This is a genomic window from Pantoea sp. 1.19 (assembly GCF_001922585.1).
Taxonomy (GTDB): domain Bacteria; phylum Pseudomonadota; class Gammaproteobacteria; order Enterobacterales; family Enterobacteriaceae; genus 1-19.
Genome location: NZ_MRBS01000006.1, coordinates 177,347 through 193,640 on the forward strand (window position 1 = coordinate 177,347; position 16,294 = coordinate 193,640).

Annotated in this window: 15 protein-coding genes and 1 tRNA gene; 7 read left to right on the forward strand and 9 right to left on the reverse strand. The window is 59.9% G+C overall.

Annotated elements, in window-relative coordinates; all coding sequences use genetic code 11:
• The first annotated feature begins 28 nt into the window (after positions 1-28).
• Complete coding sequence (epmB, locus tag BS626_RS12690) at positions 29-1,057, forward strand: EF-P beta-lysylation protein EpmB (protein WP_075182768.1); 1,029 nt, start codon at positions 29-31, stop codon at positions 1,055-1,057.
• A 23-nt stretch (positions 1,058-1,080) separates the two neighbouring features.
• Here epmB and BS626_RS12695 read toward each other — a convergent pair whose 3' ends face one another.
• From BS626_RS12695 to BS626_RS12710, 4 genes are all read right to left on the reverse strand, one after another.
• The gene (locus BS626_RS12695) at positions 1,081-1,425 is read right to left on the reverse strand and encodes a DUF4156 domain-containing protein (RefSeq protein ID WP_075182769.1); all 345 of its coding nucleotides are present in this window, start codon (positions 1,423-1,425) and stop codon (positions 1,081-1,083) included.
• 156 nt (positions 1,426-1,581) lie between these two features.
• On the reverse strand, positions 1,582-3,228 hold the full coding sequence (gene groL, locus BS626_RS12700) for a chaperonin GroEL (protein ID WP_075182770.1): 1,647 nt from the start codon (positions 3,226-3,228) through the stop codon (positions 1,582-1,584).
• A 49-nt stretch (positions 3,229-3,277) separates the two neighbouring features.
• Positions 3,278-3,571, reverse strand: a complete 294-nt coding sequence (locus BS626_RS12705) for a co-chaperone GroES (RefSeq protein WP_075182771.1) — start codon at positions 3,569-3,571, stop codon at positions 3,278-3,280.
• A gap of 234 nt (positions 3,572-3,805) precedes the next feature.
• A complete protein-coding gene (locus BS626_RS12710) occupies positions 3,806-4,279 on the reverse strand; it encodes an FxsA family protein (RefSeq protein WP_170870463.1) in 474 nt (157 codons plus the stop codon).
• A 403-nt stretch (positions 4,280-4,682) separates the two neighbouring features.
• Here BS626_RS12710 and aspA point away from each other — a divergent pair, with 403 nt between their 5' ends.
• The 6 genes from aspA (at position 4,683) to BS626_RS12740 (ending at position 10,771) form a co-directional block, all read left to right on the forward strand.
• A complete protein-coding gene (aspA, locus tag BS626_RS12715; protein WP_075182773.1) occupies positions 4,683-6,119 on the forward strand; it encodes an aspartate ammonia-lyase in 1,437 nt (478 codons plus the stop codon).
• Between the two features lie 86 nt (positions 6,120-6,205).
• Positions 6,206-7,507: an anaerobic C4-dicarboxylate transporter gene (locus BS626_RS12720; RefSeq protein ID WP_075182818.1), complete on the forward strand. Its 1,302-nt coding sequence runs from the start codon at positions 6,206-6,208 to the stop codon at positions 7,505-7,507.
• Positions 7,508-7,633: 126 nt separating this feature from the next.
• Positions 7,634-9,346, forward strand: coding sequence for a protein-disulfide reductase DsbD (locus BS626_RS12725; RefSeq protein WP_075182774.1), 1,713 nt, complete (start codon positions 7,634-7,636; stop codon positions 9,344-9,346).
• Positions 9,347-9,410: 64 nt separating this feature from the next.
• Positions 9,411-9,989 (forward strand): transcriptional regulator, encoded by a 579-nt coding sequence (locus tag BS626_RS12730; protein ID WP_075182775.1) that lies wholly within the window; start codon positions 9,411-9,413, stop codon positions 9,987-9,989.
• A gap of 107 nt (positions 9,990-10,096) precedes the next feature.
• Positions 10,097-10,172 (forward strand) — tRNA-Phe (locus BS626_RS12735).
• 245 nt (positions 10,173-10,417) lie between these two features.
• Positions 10,418-10,771, forward strand: coding sequence for an RcnB family protein (locus BS626_RS12740; protein WP_075182776.1), 354 nt, complete (start codon positions 10,418-10,420; stop codon positions 10,769-10,771).
• 34 nt (positions 10,772-10,805) lie between these two features.
• Here the strand turns inward: BS626_RS12740 and BS626_RS12745 are convergent, their stop codons facing one another.
• The 5 genes from BS626_RS12745 to BS626_RS12765 form a co-directional block, all read right to left on the reverse strand.
• Complete coding sequence (locus tag BS626_RS12745) at positions 10,806-12,050, reverse strand: cytochrome c (RefSeq protein WP_075182777.1); 1,245 nt, start codon at positions 12,048-12,050, stop codon at positions 10,806-10,808.
• Positions 12,051-12,065: 15 nt separating this feature from the next.
• A complete protein-coding gene (locus BS626_RS12750) occupies positions 12,066-13,841 on the reverse strand; it encodes a GMC family oxidoreductase (RefSeq protein ID WP_075182778.1) in 1,776 nt (591 codons plus the stop codon).
• 1 nt (position 13,842) lies between these two features.
• Entirely contained in the window at positions 13,843-14,568 is a 726-nt protein-coding gene (locus BS626_RS12755; RefSeq protein ID WP_075182779.1) for a gluconate 2-dehydrogenase subunit 3 family protein, read from the reverse strand.
• Between the two features lie 247 nt (positions 14,569-14,815).
• The gene (locus BS626_RS12760; protein ID WP_075182780.1) at positions 14,816-15,331 is read right to left on the reverse strand and encodes a PadR family transcriptional regulator; all 516 of its coding nucleotides are present in this window, start codon (positions 15,329-15,331) and stop codon (positions 14,816-14,818) included.
• A 70-nt stretch (positions 15,332-15,401) separates the two neighbouring features.
• Positions 15,402-16,175 (reverse strand): siderophore-interacting protein, encoded by a 774-nt coding sequence (locus BS626_RS12765; RefSeq protein WP_139308830.1) that lies wholly within the window; start codon positions 16,173-16,175, stop codon positions 15,402-15,404.
• Positions 16,176-16,294 lie beyond the last annotated feature (119 nt).

The following is a 16,294-nucleotide window of genomic DNA, read 5'->3' on the forward strand; positions in this document are numbered from 1 at the left end:
AATTGAATACTGGTACTTAGCCAAAAAAATGGCAAACATTGTAACCCTAAATACCCCTGTCAGAGAAGATTGGTTGCAGCAACTTGCTGATGTCATCACCAATCCTGCTGAATTACTAAAGATTTTAGCACTCGACCACGATGCCGAACTGGCCGCGGGCGGCGACGCACGCCGGCTTTTCGCCCTGCGCGTACCGCGCGCCTTTGTCGCCCGGATGACCCCGGGAAACCCGCACGATCCCCTGCTACGTCAGGTGCTGACCGACCAGCAAGAGTTTATCACCACGCCCGGCTACAGCGCCGATCCGCTGGATGAACAGAGTAGCGCAGTGCCCGGACTGCTGCACAAATATCGCAACCGCGCCCTGCTGCTGGTGAAGGGCGGCTGCGCGGTCAACTGCCGCTACTGTTTTCGTCGCCACTTTCCCTACGAAGATAACCAGGGCAATAAACGCAACTGGCGCACCGCGCTGGCGTACATCGCTGCGCATCCTGAGCTGGATGAGATTATTTTTTCCGGCGGTGATCCGCTGATGGCCAAAGACAGCGAGCTGGACTGGCTGATAAGCGAACTGGAGCAGATCCCGCATCTGAAGCGGCTGCGTATCCACAGCCGACTGCCGGTGGTGATTCCGTCACGGATCACCGACGGCCTGTGCCAACGGCTGGCGCAGTCGCGCCTGCAGGTGATCATGGTCAGCCATATTAATCACGCCCAGGAGATCGACGGGGCACTGATCGCGGCGTTTGGCCAGTTGAAGCGGGCCGGCGTAACGCTATTGAATCAGAGCGTGCTGCTGCGCGGCATCAACGATTGTGCCGATACGCTGGCGGCGCTGAGTAACGCGCTATTTGATGCCGGTATTCTGCCCTACTACCTTCACGTACTGGACAAAGTGCAGGGCGCCGCCCACTTTTACGTTTCCGACGCCGAGGCGCGGGAGATCATGCGTGGGCTGCTGAGTCAGGTCTCCGGTTATCTGGTACCCACGCTGACGCGGGAAATTGGGGGCGAACCCAGTAAGACGCCCCTCGACCTGGCGCTGCGACAGCAGTGAGTCTCAGGGCCCAGGATCAACGGTCAGGGACAGCGATAGACCAGGCCGGTCATCTTGCTGTCCAGCGGGGCGAAGCTGGACCAGATATTTTCCGTTGGGCTGACCGCACCGTAAATCACATTGCCCCCCATCGCCGCCGCGCGATTGCGCAGGTCATTGGCCGCTCCGCGCAGTGAACTGCCCTCCCCACCCGCACCGGTAAACCAGTTGCTTTGCGAACCGGTCACCTCACCGAGCAGCTGGCACTGGCCGGCCGGCTTTTGGTCGGTAAAAGTGACGCGCTGACCCGCCGAGGTTAAGGTGTGATGGCTGCTGCAGCCCGCCAGCAACAGCGTCGCCAGAGAAAGCCCCATTAGTGAAATTCGCATGCTCGTCCTCGTTATCGTTATTTGTCTGCTGTTACTTATACCTGTTTCATCTGCAAAAGAAAAATTCCCACGCCGCAAAAAGAAAACGCCCCGACAGCATGGTGCTGTCGGGGCGTTCAGGCGTTGGCCCCACCGTTAAGCGGGGCGCGCGGCGACTTACATCATGCCGCCCATACCGCCCATGCCACCCATACCGCCGGCGGCACCTAAATCAGGCGCGTCGGTTTTCGGCAGGTCGGTTACCATGCACTCGGTGGTGATCATCAGACCAGCGACGGAGGCCGCGTACTGCAGCGCAGAACGGGTCACTTTAGTCGGATCCAGGATGCCGAAGTCGATCATGTTGCCGTACTCTTCGGTCTGCGCGTTGTAACCGTAGTTACCTTCGCCGGCTTTGACCAGGTTCGCGACCACGGACGGCTCTTCACCGGCGTTAGACACGATCTGGCGCAGCGGGGCTTCCATTGCGCGCAGCGCAACTTTGATACCGACGTTCTGATCTTCGTTCTGACCCTTCAGATCGGCAATTTTTGCCGCCACGCGCACCAGCGCGACGCCACCGCCGGCAACCACGCCTTCTTCAACGGCCGCGCGGGTTGCGTGCAGCGCGTCTTCAACGCGGGCTTTCTTCTCTTTCATTTCCACTTCAGTGGCAGCGCCCACTTTCAGTACGGCCACGCCGCCTGCCAGTTTCGCCACGCGCTCCTGCAGTTTTTCACGATCGTAGTCAGAGGTCGCTTCTTCGATCTGCTGACGGATCTGGGTGACGCGGCCAGAGATTGCGGCTTCTTCACCCACGCCATCGATGATGGTAGTGGTGTCTTTGTTGATGACTACGCGCTTCGCCTGGCCCATGTCTTCCAGGGTCGCTTTTTCCAGCTCCATACCGATCTCTTCAGAGATAACGGTACCGCCGGTCAGGATCGCGATGTCCTGCAGCATTGCTTTACGACGGTCGCCGAAGCCCGGCGCTTTCACCGCGGCCACTTTCACGATACCGCGCATGGTGTTCACCACCAGCGTAGCCAGCGCTTCGCCTTCAACATCTTCTGCGATGATCAGCAGCGGCTTGCCAGATTTAGCAACCGCTTCCAGCACCGGCAGCAGTTCGCGAATGTTGGAGATTTTTTTGTCCGCCAGCAGGATGAACGGGCTGTCCAGCTCAACCGCACCGGTTTCCTGCTTGTTGATGAAATACGGGGAAAGGTAGCCGCGGTCAAACTGCATACCTTCTACCACGTCCAGCTCGTCTTGCAGGCCAGTGCCTTCTTCAACGGTGATGACGCCTTCTTTACCCACTTTTTCCATCGCCTGCGCGATCAGGGTACCCACAGTCTCATCAGAGTTGGCGGAGATGGTACCTACCTGGGCAATCGCTTTGGAATCGGAGCAAGGTACCGACAGCGTTTTCAGCTCTTCCACCGCTGCGATAACCGCTTTGTCGATGCCGCGCTTCAGATCCATCGGGTTCATGCCCGCCGCAACCGCTTTCAGGCCTTCGTTGACGATAGACTGCGCCAGTACGGTAGCGGTGGTCGTGCCGTCACCTGCCGCATCGTTCGCTTTGGACGCCACTTCTTTCACCATCTGCGCGCCCATGTTTTCGAACTTGTCTTCCAGCTCGATTTCACGCGCAACGGAGACGCCGTCTTTGGTGATAGTCGGCGCACCGAAGGATTTGTCCAGTACGACGTTGCGGCCTTTCGGGCCCAGGGTGACTTTCACCGCGTCTGCCAGTACGTTGACGCCGCGCAGCATTTTTACACGAGCGTCGTTACCGAATTTTACGTCTTTTGCTGCCATTTTATGCTATCCCTTAACTTGTTTCGATATGAGGTTGAACGGGGGAAACTTACGCTTCAACAATCGCCAGGATGTCGCTTTCAGACATGATCAACACTTCTTCATTGTCGATCTTCTCGGCTTTCACACCGTAACCGTCGTTGAAAATAACGATGTCGCCGACCTTCACGTCCAGCGGCTTCACCTCGCCATTTTCCAGAATGCGGCCTTTACCCACGGCCAGGATTTCGCCACGCGTAGATTTGCCCGCCGCGGAGCCAGTCAGAACGATGCCGCCAGCGGATTTGGATTCAACTTCTTTGCGCTTGACGATAACGCGGTCGTGCAATGGACGAATATTCATGTGAAAGCTCTCCTTTGAGAAGTCCAATCAGTGTTTGGGGTAAAAGCCGGTCGCTGTGCGCGCCGGCGTTGTGGGAAGAGAGATAAGGACGGGAGCTATCGCTTTCAAGGGCAAAAAATAATTTTTTTTTCTTCAGGTGCTACAAGGGGATATTCTGGGCCGTTGCCAGCTGCCGGCGAGAGGCAAAAAAAAGGCCGGACAGATCCGGCCCCTGACGTCGGCAACGGCGTTGCCTTAGCGATCGCGGCGGTCGTCCGCGTCGTCGCGCTGCGTCAGCCGTTCGCTATCGCGACGCTCGAATTCGCCCTCAAACACGTCGCCGCTGGCCGTGCCCCCCGCCGCGCCGCCGCGCCACACCCGCAGATGCGGCAGCAGCTTCAGCGTCAGGCGCTTCTGTACCGGCGGCAACAGCAGCAGTAACCCGAGGAAATCCGTAAAGAAACCGGGCAGCAGCAGCAGGAAGCCGGCCATCACCAGCGATACGCTCTTCACCATTTCAGCAGCCGGGCTCTCACCGCGCGCCATTTTTTCCTGCATCAGCATAAAATTTTTGATTCCCTGGTTTTTCACCAGCGAAATCCCCACCGCCGAGCTGAGGATCACCAGAATCAGCGTGACCAATACTCCCAGCACGTGCGCAACCTGGATAAACAGGGAAATCTCAATCCAGGCCAGGACAAACATGATTGCAAACGGTAACCAGCGCACCGCACTCTCCTCTTCAGTTGCCGTCGTGCGTATACCACGGCATAAATGGGTCAGTTTACTCTGAAATGCAGTTATGGGCGCGTTTTGTCACTTTTTCAACCGCGCACCGGGAATAAATCGATTACCCTTAATTTTGCGAAGATGATCACATTTTGTTAACGGAGTGGCCTCGTGAATTGTCAGGATAGTGATCTGGCTAGAGGCTTTTCTGGCATAACAGCATATGATCACGCTCGCCAGACTGATGCTGGTTAAAATGTCGGCACTGGCACTCCACGACAACATAATCACCATTTGCTGACCGCAAATATTCGCGCACCATCCGGGCCGTCAACCCGCTCACGAGGCGCGCAAATACGGCATAATGATGTGATGGCATAATCGCAATAACAAGAAGGTTCCCATGGCAAACAACATTCGTATCGAAGAAGACCTGTTAGGCATGCGTGAAGTCCCTGCGGACGCTTACTACGGTGTTCATACTCTGCGTGCGATTGAGAATTTCTACATCAGCAACAGCAAAATCAGCGATATCCCTGAGTTTGTGCGCGGCATGGTGATGGTAAAAAAAGCGGCGGCAATGGCCAACAAAGAGCTGCAAACCATTCCCCGCAATGTTGCTAACGCCATCATTCAGGCCTGTGATGAGGTGCTGAATAACGGTAAATGCATGGATCAGTTCCCGGTGGACGTCTATCAGGGCGGCGCAGGCACGTCGGTCAACATGAATACCAACGAGGTGCTGGCTAACATCGGTCTGGAACTGATGGGACACCAGAAAGGGGAGTATCAGTTCCTCAATCCTAACGATCATGTGAATAAATGCCAGTCCACCAACGATGCCTATCCCACCGGTTTTCGCCTCGCCGTATACAGCTCGACGCTGAAGCTGCTCGACGGCATCAGCCAGCTGGGAGAAGGCTTTCAGCGTAAGGCAGAAGCCTTTGACAACATTCTGAAGATGGGCCGTACTCAGCTGCAGGACGCGGTACCGATGACCCTGGGCCAGGAGTTCCACGCCTTCAATGTGCTGCTGAACGAAGAAATCAAAAACATCACCCGCACCGCAGAGCTGCTGCTGGAAGTCAACCTCGGCGCCACGGCGATCGGCACGCGTCTGAACACCCCGGACGGCTACCAGCAGCTGGCGGTGCAGAAGCTGGCGGAAGTGAGCAATCTGCCGGTTGTGCCGGCGGAGGATCTGATTGAAGCCACCTCGGACTGCGGCGCTTACGTGATGGTACACAGTGCGCTGAAGCGCCTGGCGGTCAAGCTGTCGAAAATTTGTAACGATCTGCGCCTGCTCTCCTCCGGCCCGCGCGCCGGCCTGAACGAAATTAACCTGCCAGAACTGCAGGCCGGCTCGTCGATCATGCCAGCCAAAGTGAACCCGGTGGTACCGGAGGTAGTCAATCAGGTCTGCTTCAAAGTGATCGGCAACGATTTGACCGTTACCATGGCATCAGAGGCTGGCCAGCTGCAGCTGAACGTGATGGAGCCGGTGATCGGCCAGGCGCTGTTTGAATCCATCCACATTCTGACCAACGCCTGTTACAATCTGCTGGAAAAATGTGTCAATGGCATCACCGCGAACAAGGCCGTTTGCGAAGCCTACGTGTTCAACTCCATCGGTATCGTGACCTATCTTAACCCGTACATTGGTCATCACAACGGTGACATTGTCGGCAAAATTTGTGCGGAAACCGGTAAAAGCGTACGCGAAGTGGTGCTGGAGCGCGGCCTGCTGACCGAAGCGGAACTGGACGATATTTTCTCCGTGGAGAACCTGAAGCATCCGGCTTATAAAGCCAAACGCTACACGGATGAAAACGAACAGTAACCTGCTCGCCAGCTAGCCTCCTTAAGGCACGTCAGTTCCCTGAACGACGTGCCTTTTTTGTGTGTCTCTTTTTTGGGAGCCTGAATATGGTGGTGGTTGAGCTGGCGATCGTCCTGCTGGCAATTTATCTGGGTGCGCGACTGGGCGGCATCGGTATTGGTTTTGCCGGAGGACTCGGCGTGGGCGTGCTGACGCTGGGATGTGGTTTAGCACCGGGCGCGATCCCCTTTGACGTGATTGAAATTATCATGGCGGTGATCGCGGCCATTGCCGCGATGCAGGTAGCCGGCGGCATGGACTATCTGGTCAGCCTTGCCGAGCGCCTGCTGCGCCGCCATCCCCGCTATATTACGCTGCTGGCTCCGCTGGTCACGTACACGATGACCCTGCTGGCCGGAACGGGTCACACGGCGTTCTCGACCCTGCCGGTGATCGCCGAAGTCGCAAAAGAGCAGGGCATTCGCCCCTCACGACCGCTGTCGATCGCGGTCGTCGCGTCGCAAATTGCCATTACCGCTTCGCCCATTTCGGCGGCGGTAGTCTTTCTTGCCGCCCTGCTGGAGCCGCGCGGCGTCAGCTATCTTGCCCTGCTGGCCGTGGCCATCCCGGCTACCATGGCCGCGATTTTTATTGCGGCGCTGATCACTAACTTCCTCGGCAAAGAGCTGAAGGATGATCCCATTTGTCAGGCTCGACTGGCGCGCGGCGAAGTGACCCTGCGCGGCGCCAGCGTCTTCACCGGCAAGCCCGGCGCCAGGCGTGCCGTCCTGCTGTTTTTACTCGGTATCGTCGCCGTGGTGCTCTACGCCACCGCCATCAGCGATGCGGTTGGGCTGCTAAGCCACCCGGTTCTGCCGCGCAATGACGCCATCGTGGTGTTTATGCTGACCGTTGCCACGCTGATCTGCCTGACCTGTCGCATCGATACCGGTGACATTCTCTCGGCCGGTACGTTTAAATCCGGAATGAGCGCCTGTATCTGCGTTATGGGCGTCGCCTGGCTGGGCGATACCTTTGTGAAAGCCCACCTGAGCGATATCCAGGGAGTGGCCGGGCAGTGGCTCAGCGATTTCCCGTGGATGCTGGCGATCATTCTGTTTTTTGCATCGACCCTGCTCTATTCGCAGGCGGCCACCGCCAAAGCGCTGCTGCCCGCGGCGCTGATGCTGGGCGTGTCGCCGGTGACCGCCGTGGCCTCTTTTGCCGCGGTGTCTGCGCTGTTTGTACTGCCAACCTACCCGACGCTGCTGGCCGCCGTAGAGATGGACGATACCGGCTCTACCCGCATTGGCCGCTACGTGTTTAACCACCCCTTTTTAATTCCCGGCGTGTTAGCGATCGTACTGTCGGTACTGTTTGGTTTTGTCCTTGGCAATGTCATTTTGTAACACCTGTCGGCGACGCCGGGCTTTCACCACCGCCCTCGCCGTGCAAAAATCACGCGCCCAATCCACGCCGCCCCGCCCGCGTTCACACGCCTGCCGGCGCTGGCGCCACATGGAGAGTAATGATCAATGACGACGCGCCTTCTTTCTCTGCTGTTCGGGCTGCTGATGCTGTTGGCCAGCGGTGCGCAGGCCTCGCTGTTTTCCCCCCCAGCGTCCGGCCAGTTCATACCCGCCAGCCAGGCGTTTGCTTTTGATTTCAGCCAACGGCAGCAGCAGCTCACGCTGAGCTGGCAAATTAAGCCGGGGTATTACCTCTATCGGCAGCAGCTAAAGCTGTCGGTAAAGGGCGCAACCCTCGCGCCCTATACCCTGCCTGCCGGCGAACCGCACAACGACGAGTTTTTTGGTCAAAGCGACATCTGGCGCGACGCGCTGACGGTGCCGCTGACCCTCACCGCCGCGCAGCCCGACGCAACGCTCACGGTCACCTGGCAGGGCTGCGCGGCGGCGGGTTTTTGCTATCCGCCGGAGACGCGGGAGGTGCCGCTTAGCGCACTCAGCGCGCCTCCGGCATCGCCGGCGGTGACTAACCCGCCCGCTCCTGCTGAAGCCGGGTCGGCAGCGCCCCTGCCTTTCTCACCGCTGTGGGCGCTGCTGATCGGAATCGGCGTTGCCTTCACCCCCTGCGTGCTACCAATGTATCCGCTGATCTCCAGCCTCATTCTGGGCGGCAACCGGCGCTATGGAGCGGTACGACTGTTTACGCTGGCAATGGTCTACGTGCAGGGGATGGCGCTGAGCTACACCCTGATGGGGCTGATCGTGGCTGCCGCTGGCCTGCGTTTTCAGGCGGCGCTACAGGCGCCGGCGGTGCTCATTGCGCTTTCCGTACTTTTCGTCCTGCTGGCGCTCTCCATGTTTGGGCTGTTTACCCTGCAGCTGCCGGCCGGATTGCAAACCCGCCTGACGCTGTGGAGCAACCGTCAGCAGGGCGGCTCGCTGCCGGGAGTATTTCTGATGGGCGCGCTGGCCGGACTGATTTGCTCGCCCTGCACCACCGCGCCGCTCAGTGCCATTCTGCTGTATATCGCGCAGAGCGGCAATCTGGCCGCGGGCGCCGGTACGCTGTATCTTTATGCGCTGGGCATGGGTCTGCCGCTGATTCTGGTGACGCTATTTGGGCATAAACTGCTGCCCAAAAGCGGCCCGTGGATGCAGACGGTCAAAGAGGGCTTTGGCTTCGTTATTCTCGCTCTGCCGGTCTTTTTGCTGGAGCGCATCGTCGGCGATCTCTGGGGCATGCGGCTTTGGAGCCTGCTGGCGGCGAGCTTTTTTATCTGGGCATTTATTCGTCTGCTTCCCGGTCGCCGCGGTCTGGTCCGTATTGTGCAGATGGCCTGCCTGCTGGCGGCCATCGTGGCGGCCAAACCGCTGCAGGAGTGGGCATTTGGCGCCCCCGCGGCCCAGCCGGCCGCCGCGTCCCTCAACTTTACGCGCATCAGCGACAGCGATGGGCTACGTGAGGCGCTGCAGCAGTCCGCGGGGCGTGTGACCATGCTGGATCTCTATGCCGACTGGTGTGTCGCCTGCAAAGCGTTTGAAAAATACACCTTCAGCGATCCCGGCGTGCAGGCGGCACTCGGCAACGTACAGCGGCTGCAGGCCGACGTTACCGCCAACAGCGCGGCCGACAGCGCGCTGCTGCGCCAGCTGGGGGTACCGGGCCTGCCTACCCTGCTGTTTTTTGATGCCCACGGTCAGGAGATCCCGCATGCGCGGGTCGCCGGCTTTATGGACGCCGAACAGTTTCAACGCCATTTGCAGAAAGTGCTCAGGTAAGCAACACTGTTAGCTGTTTTTACGATGGTGTGGCGGGATCTGACACCCTCAGAAGGAGAAGAAAGTGCAACGTGAACAGGTACTTGAACATGCTCTGGGCGTACTGGAGCTGCACGGGCTGTCGCCGGAGATCTCGCTGGAGATGATGGCTGGCGATACCTCCTGCAGCGCCACCGATCTGCGCCGCTTCTGGCCCGATCGCGAAGCCTTGCTTTACGATGCGCTGCGCTATCACGGCGAACAGATCGACGCCTGGCGCCACCAGCTGCTGCACGATACGAGTTTGTCGGCGCAGCAAAAGCTCCTGCGTCGCTTTGACACGCTCAGCGAATACGTCAGCAACCAGCGCTATCCGGGCTGCTTATTTATCGCCGCCTGCAGCTTCTATCCTGACCCCGGCCATCCGGTACATTGTCTGGCCGAACGACAGAAACAGGCCTCATGGCAGCACACGCACGATCTGCTTAGCGAGCTGGAGGTGGACAATCCCGCACTGGTCGCCGGGCAGATGGAGCTGATTATGGAAGGATGCCTGAGCCGCCTGCTGGTCAAGCGGCATCCGCAGGACATCGAAACCGCCCGTATGCTGGCGGAAGATTTACTGACCCTCGCGCTGTGTCGCAAAAACGGTGCGCTGGGTTAAGAACGCCTCCGGACTGACTGAAAAGCAGCCAAACGGGCGATATTTGCGGAGGTTTTGCAAAAAACCCGTTGACGCTTCAGCGGCTTTACGGTTTAATGCGCCCCGTTGCCCGAATAGCTCAGTTGGTAGAGCAGGGGATTGAAAATCCCCGTGTCCCTGGTTCGATTCCGGGTTCGGGCACCACAATTTGCAACCCTCGCTTCGGCGGGGGTTTTTGCTTTTCTGCGCGCCGATACCGCCATTATCCCCCTCCCCCTCTTTGTCGCCGCGACGCGGACCCCGTCCCGCCCTCGCTGCCGACTCATGTCTCCGGTGCTGCCTATAAACAGTTACACTCATTTTGCAGGCAACCTGTGCATTTCCGTTTAAGGTATTGTCTCCTGTTTATCAGAGTCTGTTTTCCGATCGCGGCGTAATAAGGAGTCAGAATGAAGACGCATCAACGCATTTTGCCGGCTATCGTGCTGCTCGCGGCCTGCAGCGCCGGTTTGAGCTATGCCGAAGATAACAACGTTCCGCACCCGGCATCACAAAAGCCGGATAATGCACAAACCTATGAGATTAAACAGTTTTTTATTGAGTATCAGCCCTATCAGGTGGGCGATGTCCTGCCCACTCATTTTCTGGAAAAACAGTACCAGATTACCGACTGGCAAAAACGCCATCTGCCGGCTCCGCAGTCCGGAGCACACTGGGCGTACCTGAACGGCAACTATATTCAGTTAACCGAAAGCGAAGGCAAAGTGGTGCAGGCCATCTCCGGCGATATCTATTTCCGCTGAGTGCGGCGAGGCCATGGGGCGGCCCCGCGCGGCGCTACTTCGCGTTGCGTAGCGCGTCTACCTGATCGGCGCTGACCGCGGGCGCCTCATTTCCCCAGCCGTGGCGAATAAACGTCACCACGTCAGCCACCTGCTGGTTACTGAGTCGCCAGCCAAAATCCGGCATGGTCAGCCCGGTTACCGCCCGGGCGGTGATCGGCGTTCGCCCTCCTTTCAGCACGATGCTGATAACCGATGAGGGATCGTCACTCAGCAGTGCCGGATTCTGCGCCAGCGCCGGAAAAGTATCCCGCCACCCCTTCCCATTGAGGCGGTGGCAGGCGGCGCAGTTATCGACATACTCCTGAGCCCCCTGCTGCCGGAGGTCACCCTTGATCAGCGCGGCGGTCGTACCCGGATCTTCTTCCGCGGCGCGGCGCGGATCGGCGGCCGGCAGAGAAGCCAGATAGTTGGCTATCGCCGCGCGATCCGCCCCGGTCAGATGCTGTGTACTTTGCTCCACCACCGCCACCATTGACCCAAACGCGCTGCTGTGACCGGTGTGACCACTGGCCAGAAAGCGGGCAATCTCCGCGGCAGACCAGCGCCCCAGCCCGGCGCGCGGGCTGGCGGTTAAGTCCGGGGCGTGCCAGCCCTCCAGCGTGCCGCCGGTCAGCCAGCCGCTGCCGCGCTGATCGAGGGCTTTCTCCTGTAGCGCTATGCCGCGCGGCGTGTGGCAGGTACCGCAATGCGCCAGCCCCTGCACCAGGTAGGCGCCGCGATTCCACTGCGCCGTGCGCGTGGTGTCCGGTCGGTAGCGTCCCTCTTCGTGGAACAGGGCATTCCAGATGGTCAGCGGCCAGCGCATGTTCAGCGGCCAGGGAATATCCGTCGGCCGGTTCGCCTGGCTGACCGGCGCGACACGCTGCTGGATATACGCGTAGAGCGCGCGCATATCCGCATCGTCGATTTTGGTGAAAGCGGTGTAGGGCATCGCCGGATAGAGATGGCGCCCGTCGCGGGCAATCCCCTCGCGCAGCGCACGGGCAAAGTCTTCGTAACGGTATGCCCCAATCCCGCTGTGAGCGTCCGGCGTAATATTGCTGGACCAGATATTGCCGATCGGCGAGCGCATTTTTAAGCCTCCGGCAAAGGGTTGCCCTCCAGGGGCCGTATGGCATGCTGCGCAGTCGGCAACGCGCGCCAGATACTCCCCGCGCGCCAGCTGCTGCTGATCTGCCACCGCCTGCTGCGCCAGCAGCAGCAGCAGCAGTCCGGCAATGGGTCTCCATATTTTCATGACGTGCTCTCCCTGTCAGGCCTGAACCAACGGTCCGGGTTGCTTCAGATAGCGGGTGCGGATGGCGTCGGCGGCAAACAGCGCCGTCGCGCCGACGATGCCGGTCGGGTTGTAGGCCAGATTCTGCGGAAAGCAGCAGGCCCCCAGCACAAACAGATTGTGAACGTCCCAGCTCTGCAGATACTTATTGACCACGCTGGTACGCGGATTATCCCCCATCACGGCGCCGCCGGTAGTGTGAGTGGACTGATAGGGGCGGACATCGTAATGCGCCCCGGCCGCCATAAACCCCCTTTCGTAGCGCGCCGGCCCGATCGCTTTGGCAATCGCCTCCGCTTTTTGTCCGATAAAATGGGTCATGGCCAGTTCATTGGGCTGCCAGTCAAACGTCATGCGCAGCAGCGGCTGTCCCCATGCGTCCTGATAGGTAGGATCGAGATCGAGATAGCAGTGGCGATAGGGCATCACCGATCCGGAGGCTCCGATGTTCATGGTGTGCAGGTAATGCTGGCGTAGCGCTTGTTTCCAGCCGCTGCCCCACGCGGGCGCATCGTGCGGCAGGCTCATCTGCTGGATTGGCCTGCCGCCGCTGAGGGTCGCTGAAATCGTTGAGCCGCCGATAAACCCCAGACCGCTGTGATCGAAGTTTTCGGCATTGAAATCATCGATAAAGATGCCGGTCGTCCCGCTGGCGGCAAACGGATTAAAGGTGCGATCGGCGTTGAAAAACAGCTTAATACCGCCGTTCATCTGGTAGGCATAATTACGTCCCACCACCCCCTCACCGCTAACCGGATCCCACGGCTGACCAATGTTTGACAGCAGCAGCAAACGCACGTTGTGCAGTTGAAACGCGCTGAGGATAACCAGCGACGCCGGCTGCTCAATCTCCTGCCCGTCAGCATCGACGTAGGTCACGCCGGTGGCCCGCGTGCCGCTGGCGTCGGTATTTACCCGCAGCACGTGCGCTCGCGTACGGAGCTCAACGTTGGCGTAACGCCGCAGCGCCGGCAGCACCGCGCTTTGCGGTGAGGCCTTAGCGGCATTGAAACAGCCATAGCGTTCGCAGAACCCGCAGTAATTACATACCCCCAGCTGCACACCGTAAGGATTTTTATAGGGCTCGGAGCAGTTAGCAGAGGGGATCGGAAACGGATGATAGCCCAGCTCACTGGCCGCCGCGCTAAACAGCTGACCGGCTAACTGGGTCTTCAGCGGACGCGTCGGATAGGGATTTTTGCGCGGGGCTTCAAACGGGTTGCCGCCGGCAATCTTCTCGCCGTTCAGGTTCCCGGCCTGCCCCGCTGTGCCGCAGATTTTTTCAAATTTATCGAAGAACGGTTCCATTTCCTCATAGGTAAATGGGTAATCCTGTAACTGCATCTCCGGCGGAATCACGCCGGCACCGTAGCGCGATATCACAGTACTGCGCAGCTTGATATCGGCCTCCAGCGGACGCCACAGCATGCCGTTCCAGTGAACTCCGGCGCCACCGACGCCGTTGCCCGGTAAAAAAGAGCCAAAGCGGCGGTATGGCATCGCCGTTTGACGCGACGTGTGGCGGACGGTCACGGTCTCCTGGGCCGGATTTTGAAACAGCCTGAGCCGGATACCGTATGTCAGCTCATCGGTATTGCGCGGATAGGCAAAATCCGGGTAGGTGTCGCGGGCTTCACCGCGCTCCAGCGCCAGTATCTTCAGGCCGGTCCCGGCCAGCTCCATCGCCATCAGCGATCCGGTCCAGCCAAAGCCGACGATCAGAATATCCACCGGCGGTTGCGTACGTGCCATATTATGCGCTCCTCTTCCCTGAGATGCTGACCGGCCCCAGTGGATAGGGTTGGCCGGGATTATCCATTACCTGTTGATAGTCGGCGCGCGCGCCGGGAAAGCCGATCAGCCGCCACGAGGCCAGCGTACGATTGCCGCCGTGCAGCGGATCCGCCAGCCAGCCTTCGCGGGTGTTTTCCAGCATTTGGGTAAAAAATAGCGCGCCCGGCAGCCCGGCAAAGGTCAGATCATCCCGCTCCAGCTGCGTCAGCACCTGCTCCTGCTGCGCCTGACTGAGATCGGCAAACGGCTGGCCAAACTGCGTCTGGCACCAGCCGTTGACGGCGCGAATACCCCGCCGCCAGCACTCCCGCGGCACCAGTGACGACTGATAGCCCAGTTCCGGCACCGCGGTGGCAAACGGTGGCTGCATATACCACAGCTGACCGTAGCCATACGGCAGCTCCATTTGTCGGTCAATAAATTCCGGCACGCCCTCGCTTACCGCGCCCGGCCCCAGCGCATCGGCGGGAATCAGGCGATCGGTCGCGGCAAGAACAAACCGCCACTCTTCATCATTAAAAAACTGCGGGAGATAGCCATCGCTGACCGCTTCTGCGACCGGCTCGCTGGCCTGTGCGCTGGTGGGCAAGGCACGGCTGCCCAGCGCCGCCAGCGGAATGAGTGACAGGGTACGCTGTAAAAAGCGCCGCCGGGATGCGGGCTGCGGGGGAGGCTGTTTGCTCATATTCACTTTTCCTTTGCCGCATCGCCGCCGCGACGGGCATCGTGAGACATGCCTGCGGGCGCAGCGCGCCAGCGTTGGCGGCTCTGCGGCAGGCGGGGATCGCTGAGCCCTGCGAACGTGCGGCAGCCAGAAAGCGCGTGGGCTGCACCGCGACAAGGGCAGGAGAAATCCTGCTCAGCTTCCGGAGTTATAGCAGGCAGGTGGGGAGGGAGTTAGACACATCAGGCTATTCAGCGCCGCACCGCACTCAGGCGCGTTCGATTTTTTTTGCCGCCTCATCCAGCACATCAATCAGGGCGTGCAGGACCTCACGCGACAGGTCAGGCTGCGCCAGCCGGGCGTGCAGCGCGGCGCGTAAATTCTGTACTGCGCGATCCATCTCCGGCCGGCTGCGGTTGCCGGCGAGGATGGCCAGCGACCCCAGCCGTTCGCGCACCGCGCGCAGCTCGACCGGATGGCGGGCCAGCCACTGGCGCCCTTCCGCCTCCAGCTGGCAGGCCTTGCGGGCGGCCAGCGGATCCACCACGCTGATATACCCCATCTCCTCCAGCAGCGTCAGGTTCGGGTAGATCATGCCGGGGCTGGGGCTGTATTCCCCCTGCGACAGCGTTTCGATGGCTTTAATCAGCTCGTAGCCGTGCGCCGGACCGGCCTGGAGGAAATCCAGTATCAGCAGGCGTAGATCACCGGCATCGAGCATTTTTTCGCGCCGCTTGCGGCGCTGACTGGCGCAGGCGCTGCGCGCCTCATCACTCTGCTTCATAGCACATCCGTGAAGGACAAAGGGGCGATGGTAGAGGCCCATCCGGCAAAATACAACCGCCCCGGCTGGCTTACTTCTGATGCCAGTAGGCCACCGCCCGCACCACGCGCGGATCGCACTGGCGCTGCTGCAGGAAGTGATCGCTCAGGCGTTTCACCACTCCACCCTCACCGGTTAACCAGATGTAGTAATTATCTTCCGGCAGCGGCAGCGCCGCCAGCGCGTCGAGCAGCCTGTCGACCTTGCCCGGCTGCTGCGCATCGTGCCCCAGCCAGTGTACAGTGAGGCCCGCCGTCGCGGGGAGGTAGCTCTCCCCCACGTCCGCGTCAACAAAGGCATACAGGTGGACCTGCTGAGCGCGTTGGGTGGCCAGCCTGCGCCGCAGCGCGGGCAGGCCGCTCTCGTCACATACGTACAGCTGGAACGCGTAGTCTTCTGGAATCACCAGCGAACCGCGCGGTCCGCCGGCGATCAGCGTATCGCCCGGCCGCGCCTGCGTCGCCCAGTCGCTGGCAAGGCCGTCCTGATGAATGTAGAAATCGAGGGTCAGGCGACGCTCGCCGTCAAAGGCCAGCGGCGTGTAATCACGCGATGCTGGCTGCACGCCATCGGGCCAGTGGATACCGTCATCCCCGACCGTCGGTAACGCCGGCGCGCCGCCGGCGGTTGGCGGGAAAAACAGCTTGATATGATCGTCAAAACCGGCGGACTGGAACCCCTGCAGCCCATCGCTGGTGAAGACAATGCGCCAGAAGCTGTCGGCGACGCGGATTTTACTTTCAACCTGTAACTGCCGGAAACGCAGCGCGTGGCGCACGCGCTGGGGAAGCTGATGAGATGACATGCTGGCTCCTGATGACGAAATGGGAAACATTCTCAGTTATGAAAATATATCCAAGATATATCTTGAATGCAATATTTCATCCCGATCGTCTCACTTTCAGGTGCCGAATCGTTGGAGCA

Bases quoted from the DNA above. Each gene is read 5' to 3' on its own strand.
- BS626_RS12740 (WP_075182776.1), top strand. From the start codon at position 10,418: ATGAAGACGCATCAACGCATTTTGCCGGCTATCGTGCTGCTCGCGGCC.
- BS626_RS12695 (WP_075182769.1), bottom strand. From the start codon at position 1,425: ATGCGAATTTCACTAATGGGGCTTTCTCTGGCGACGCTGTTGCTGGCG.
- BS626_RS12725 (WP_075182774.1), top strand. From the start codon at position 7,634: ATGACGACGCGCCTTCTTTCTCTGCTGTTCGGGCTGCTGATGCTGTTG.
- aspA (WP_075182773.1), top strand. From the start codon at position 4,683: ATGGCAAACAACATTCGTATCGAAGAAGACCTGTTAGGCATGCGTGAA.
- BS626_RS12760 (WP_075182780.1), bottom strand. From the start codon at position 15,331: ATGAAGCAGAGTGATGAGGCGCGCAGCGCCTGCGCCAGTCAGCGCCGC.
- groL (WP_075182770.1), bottom strand. From the start codon at position 3,228: ATGGCAGCAAAAGACGTAAAATTCGGTAACGACGCTCGTGTAAAAATG.
- BS626_RS12745 (WP_075182777.1), bottom strand. From the start codon at position 12,050: ATGAAAATATGGAGACCCATTGCCGGACTGCTGCTGCTGCTGCTGGCG.
- BS626_RS12750 (WP_075182778.1), bottom strand. From the start codon at position 13,841: ATGGCACGTACGCAACCGCCGGTGGATATTCTGATCGTCGGCTTTGGC.
- BS626_RS12705 (WP_075182771.1), bottom strand. From the start codon at position 3,571: ATGAATATTCGTCCATTGCACGACCGCGTTATCGTCAAGCGCAAAGAA.
- BS626_RS12755 (WP_075182779.1), bottom strand. From the start codon at position 14,568: ATGAGCAAACAGCCTCCCCCGCAGCCCGCATCCCGGCGGCGCTTTTTA.
- epmB (WP_075182768.1), top strand. From the start codon at position 29: ATGGCAAACATTGTAACCCTAAATACCCCTGTCAGAGAAGATTGGTTG.
- BS626_RS12720 (WP_075182818.1), top strand. From the start codon at position 6,206: ATGGTGGTGGTTGAGCTGGCGATCGTCCTGCTGGCAATTTATCTGGGT.
- BS626_RS12765 (WP_139308830.1), bottom strand. From the start codon at position 16,175: ATGTCATCTCATCAGCTTCCCCAGCGCGTGCGCCACGCGCTGCGTTTC.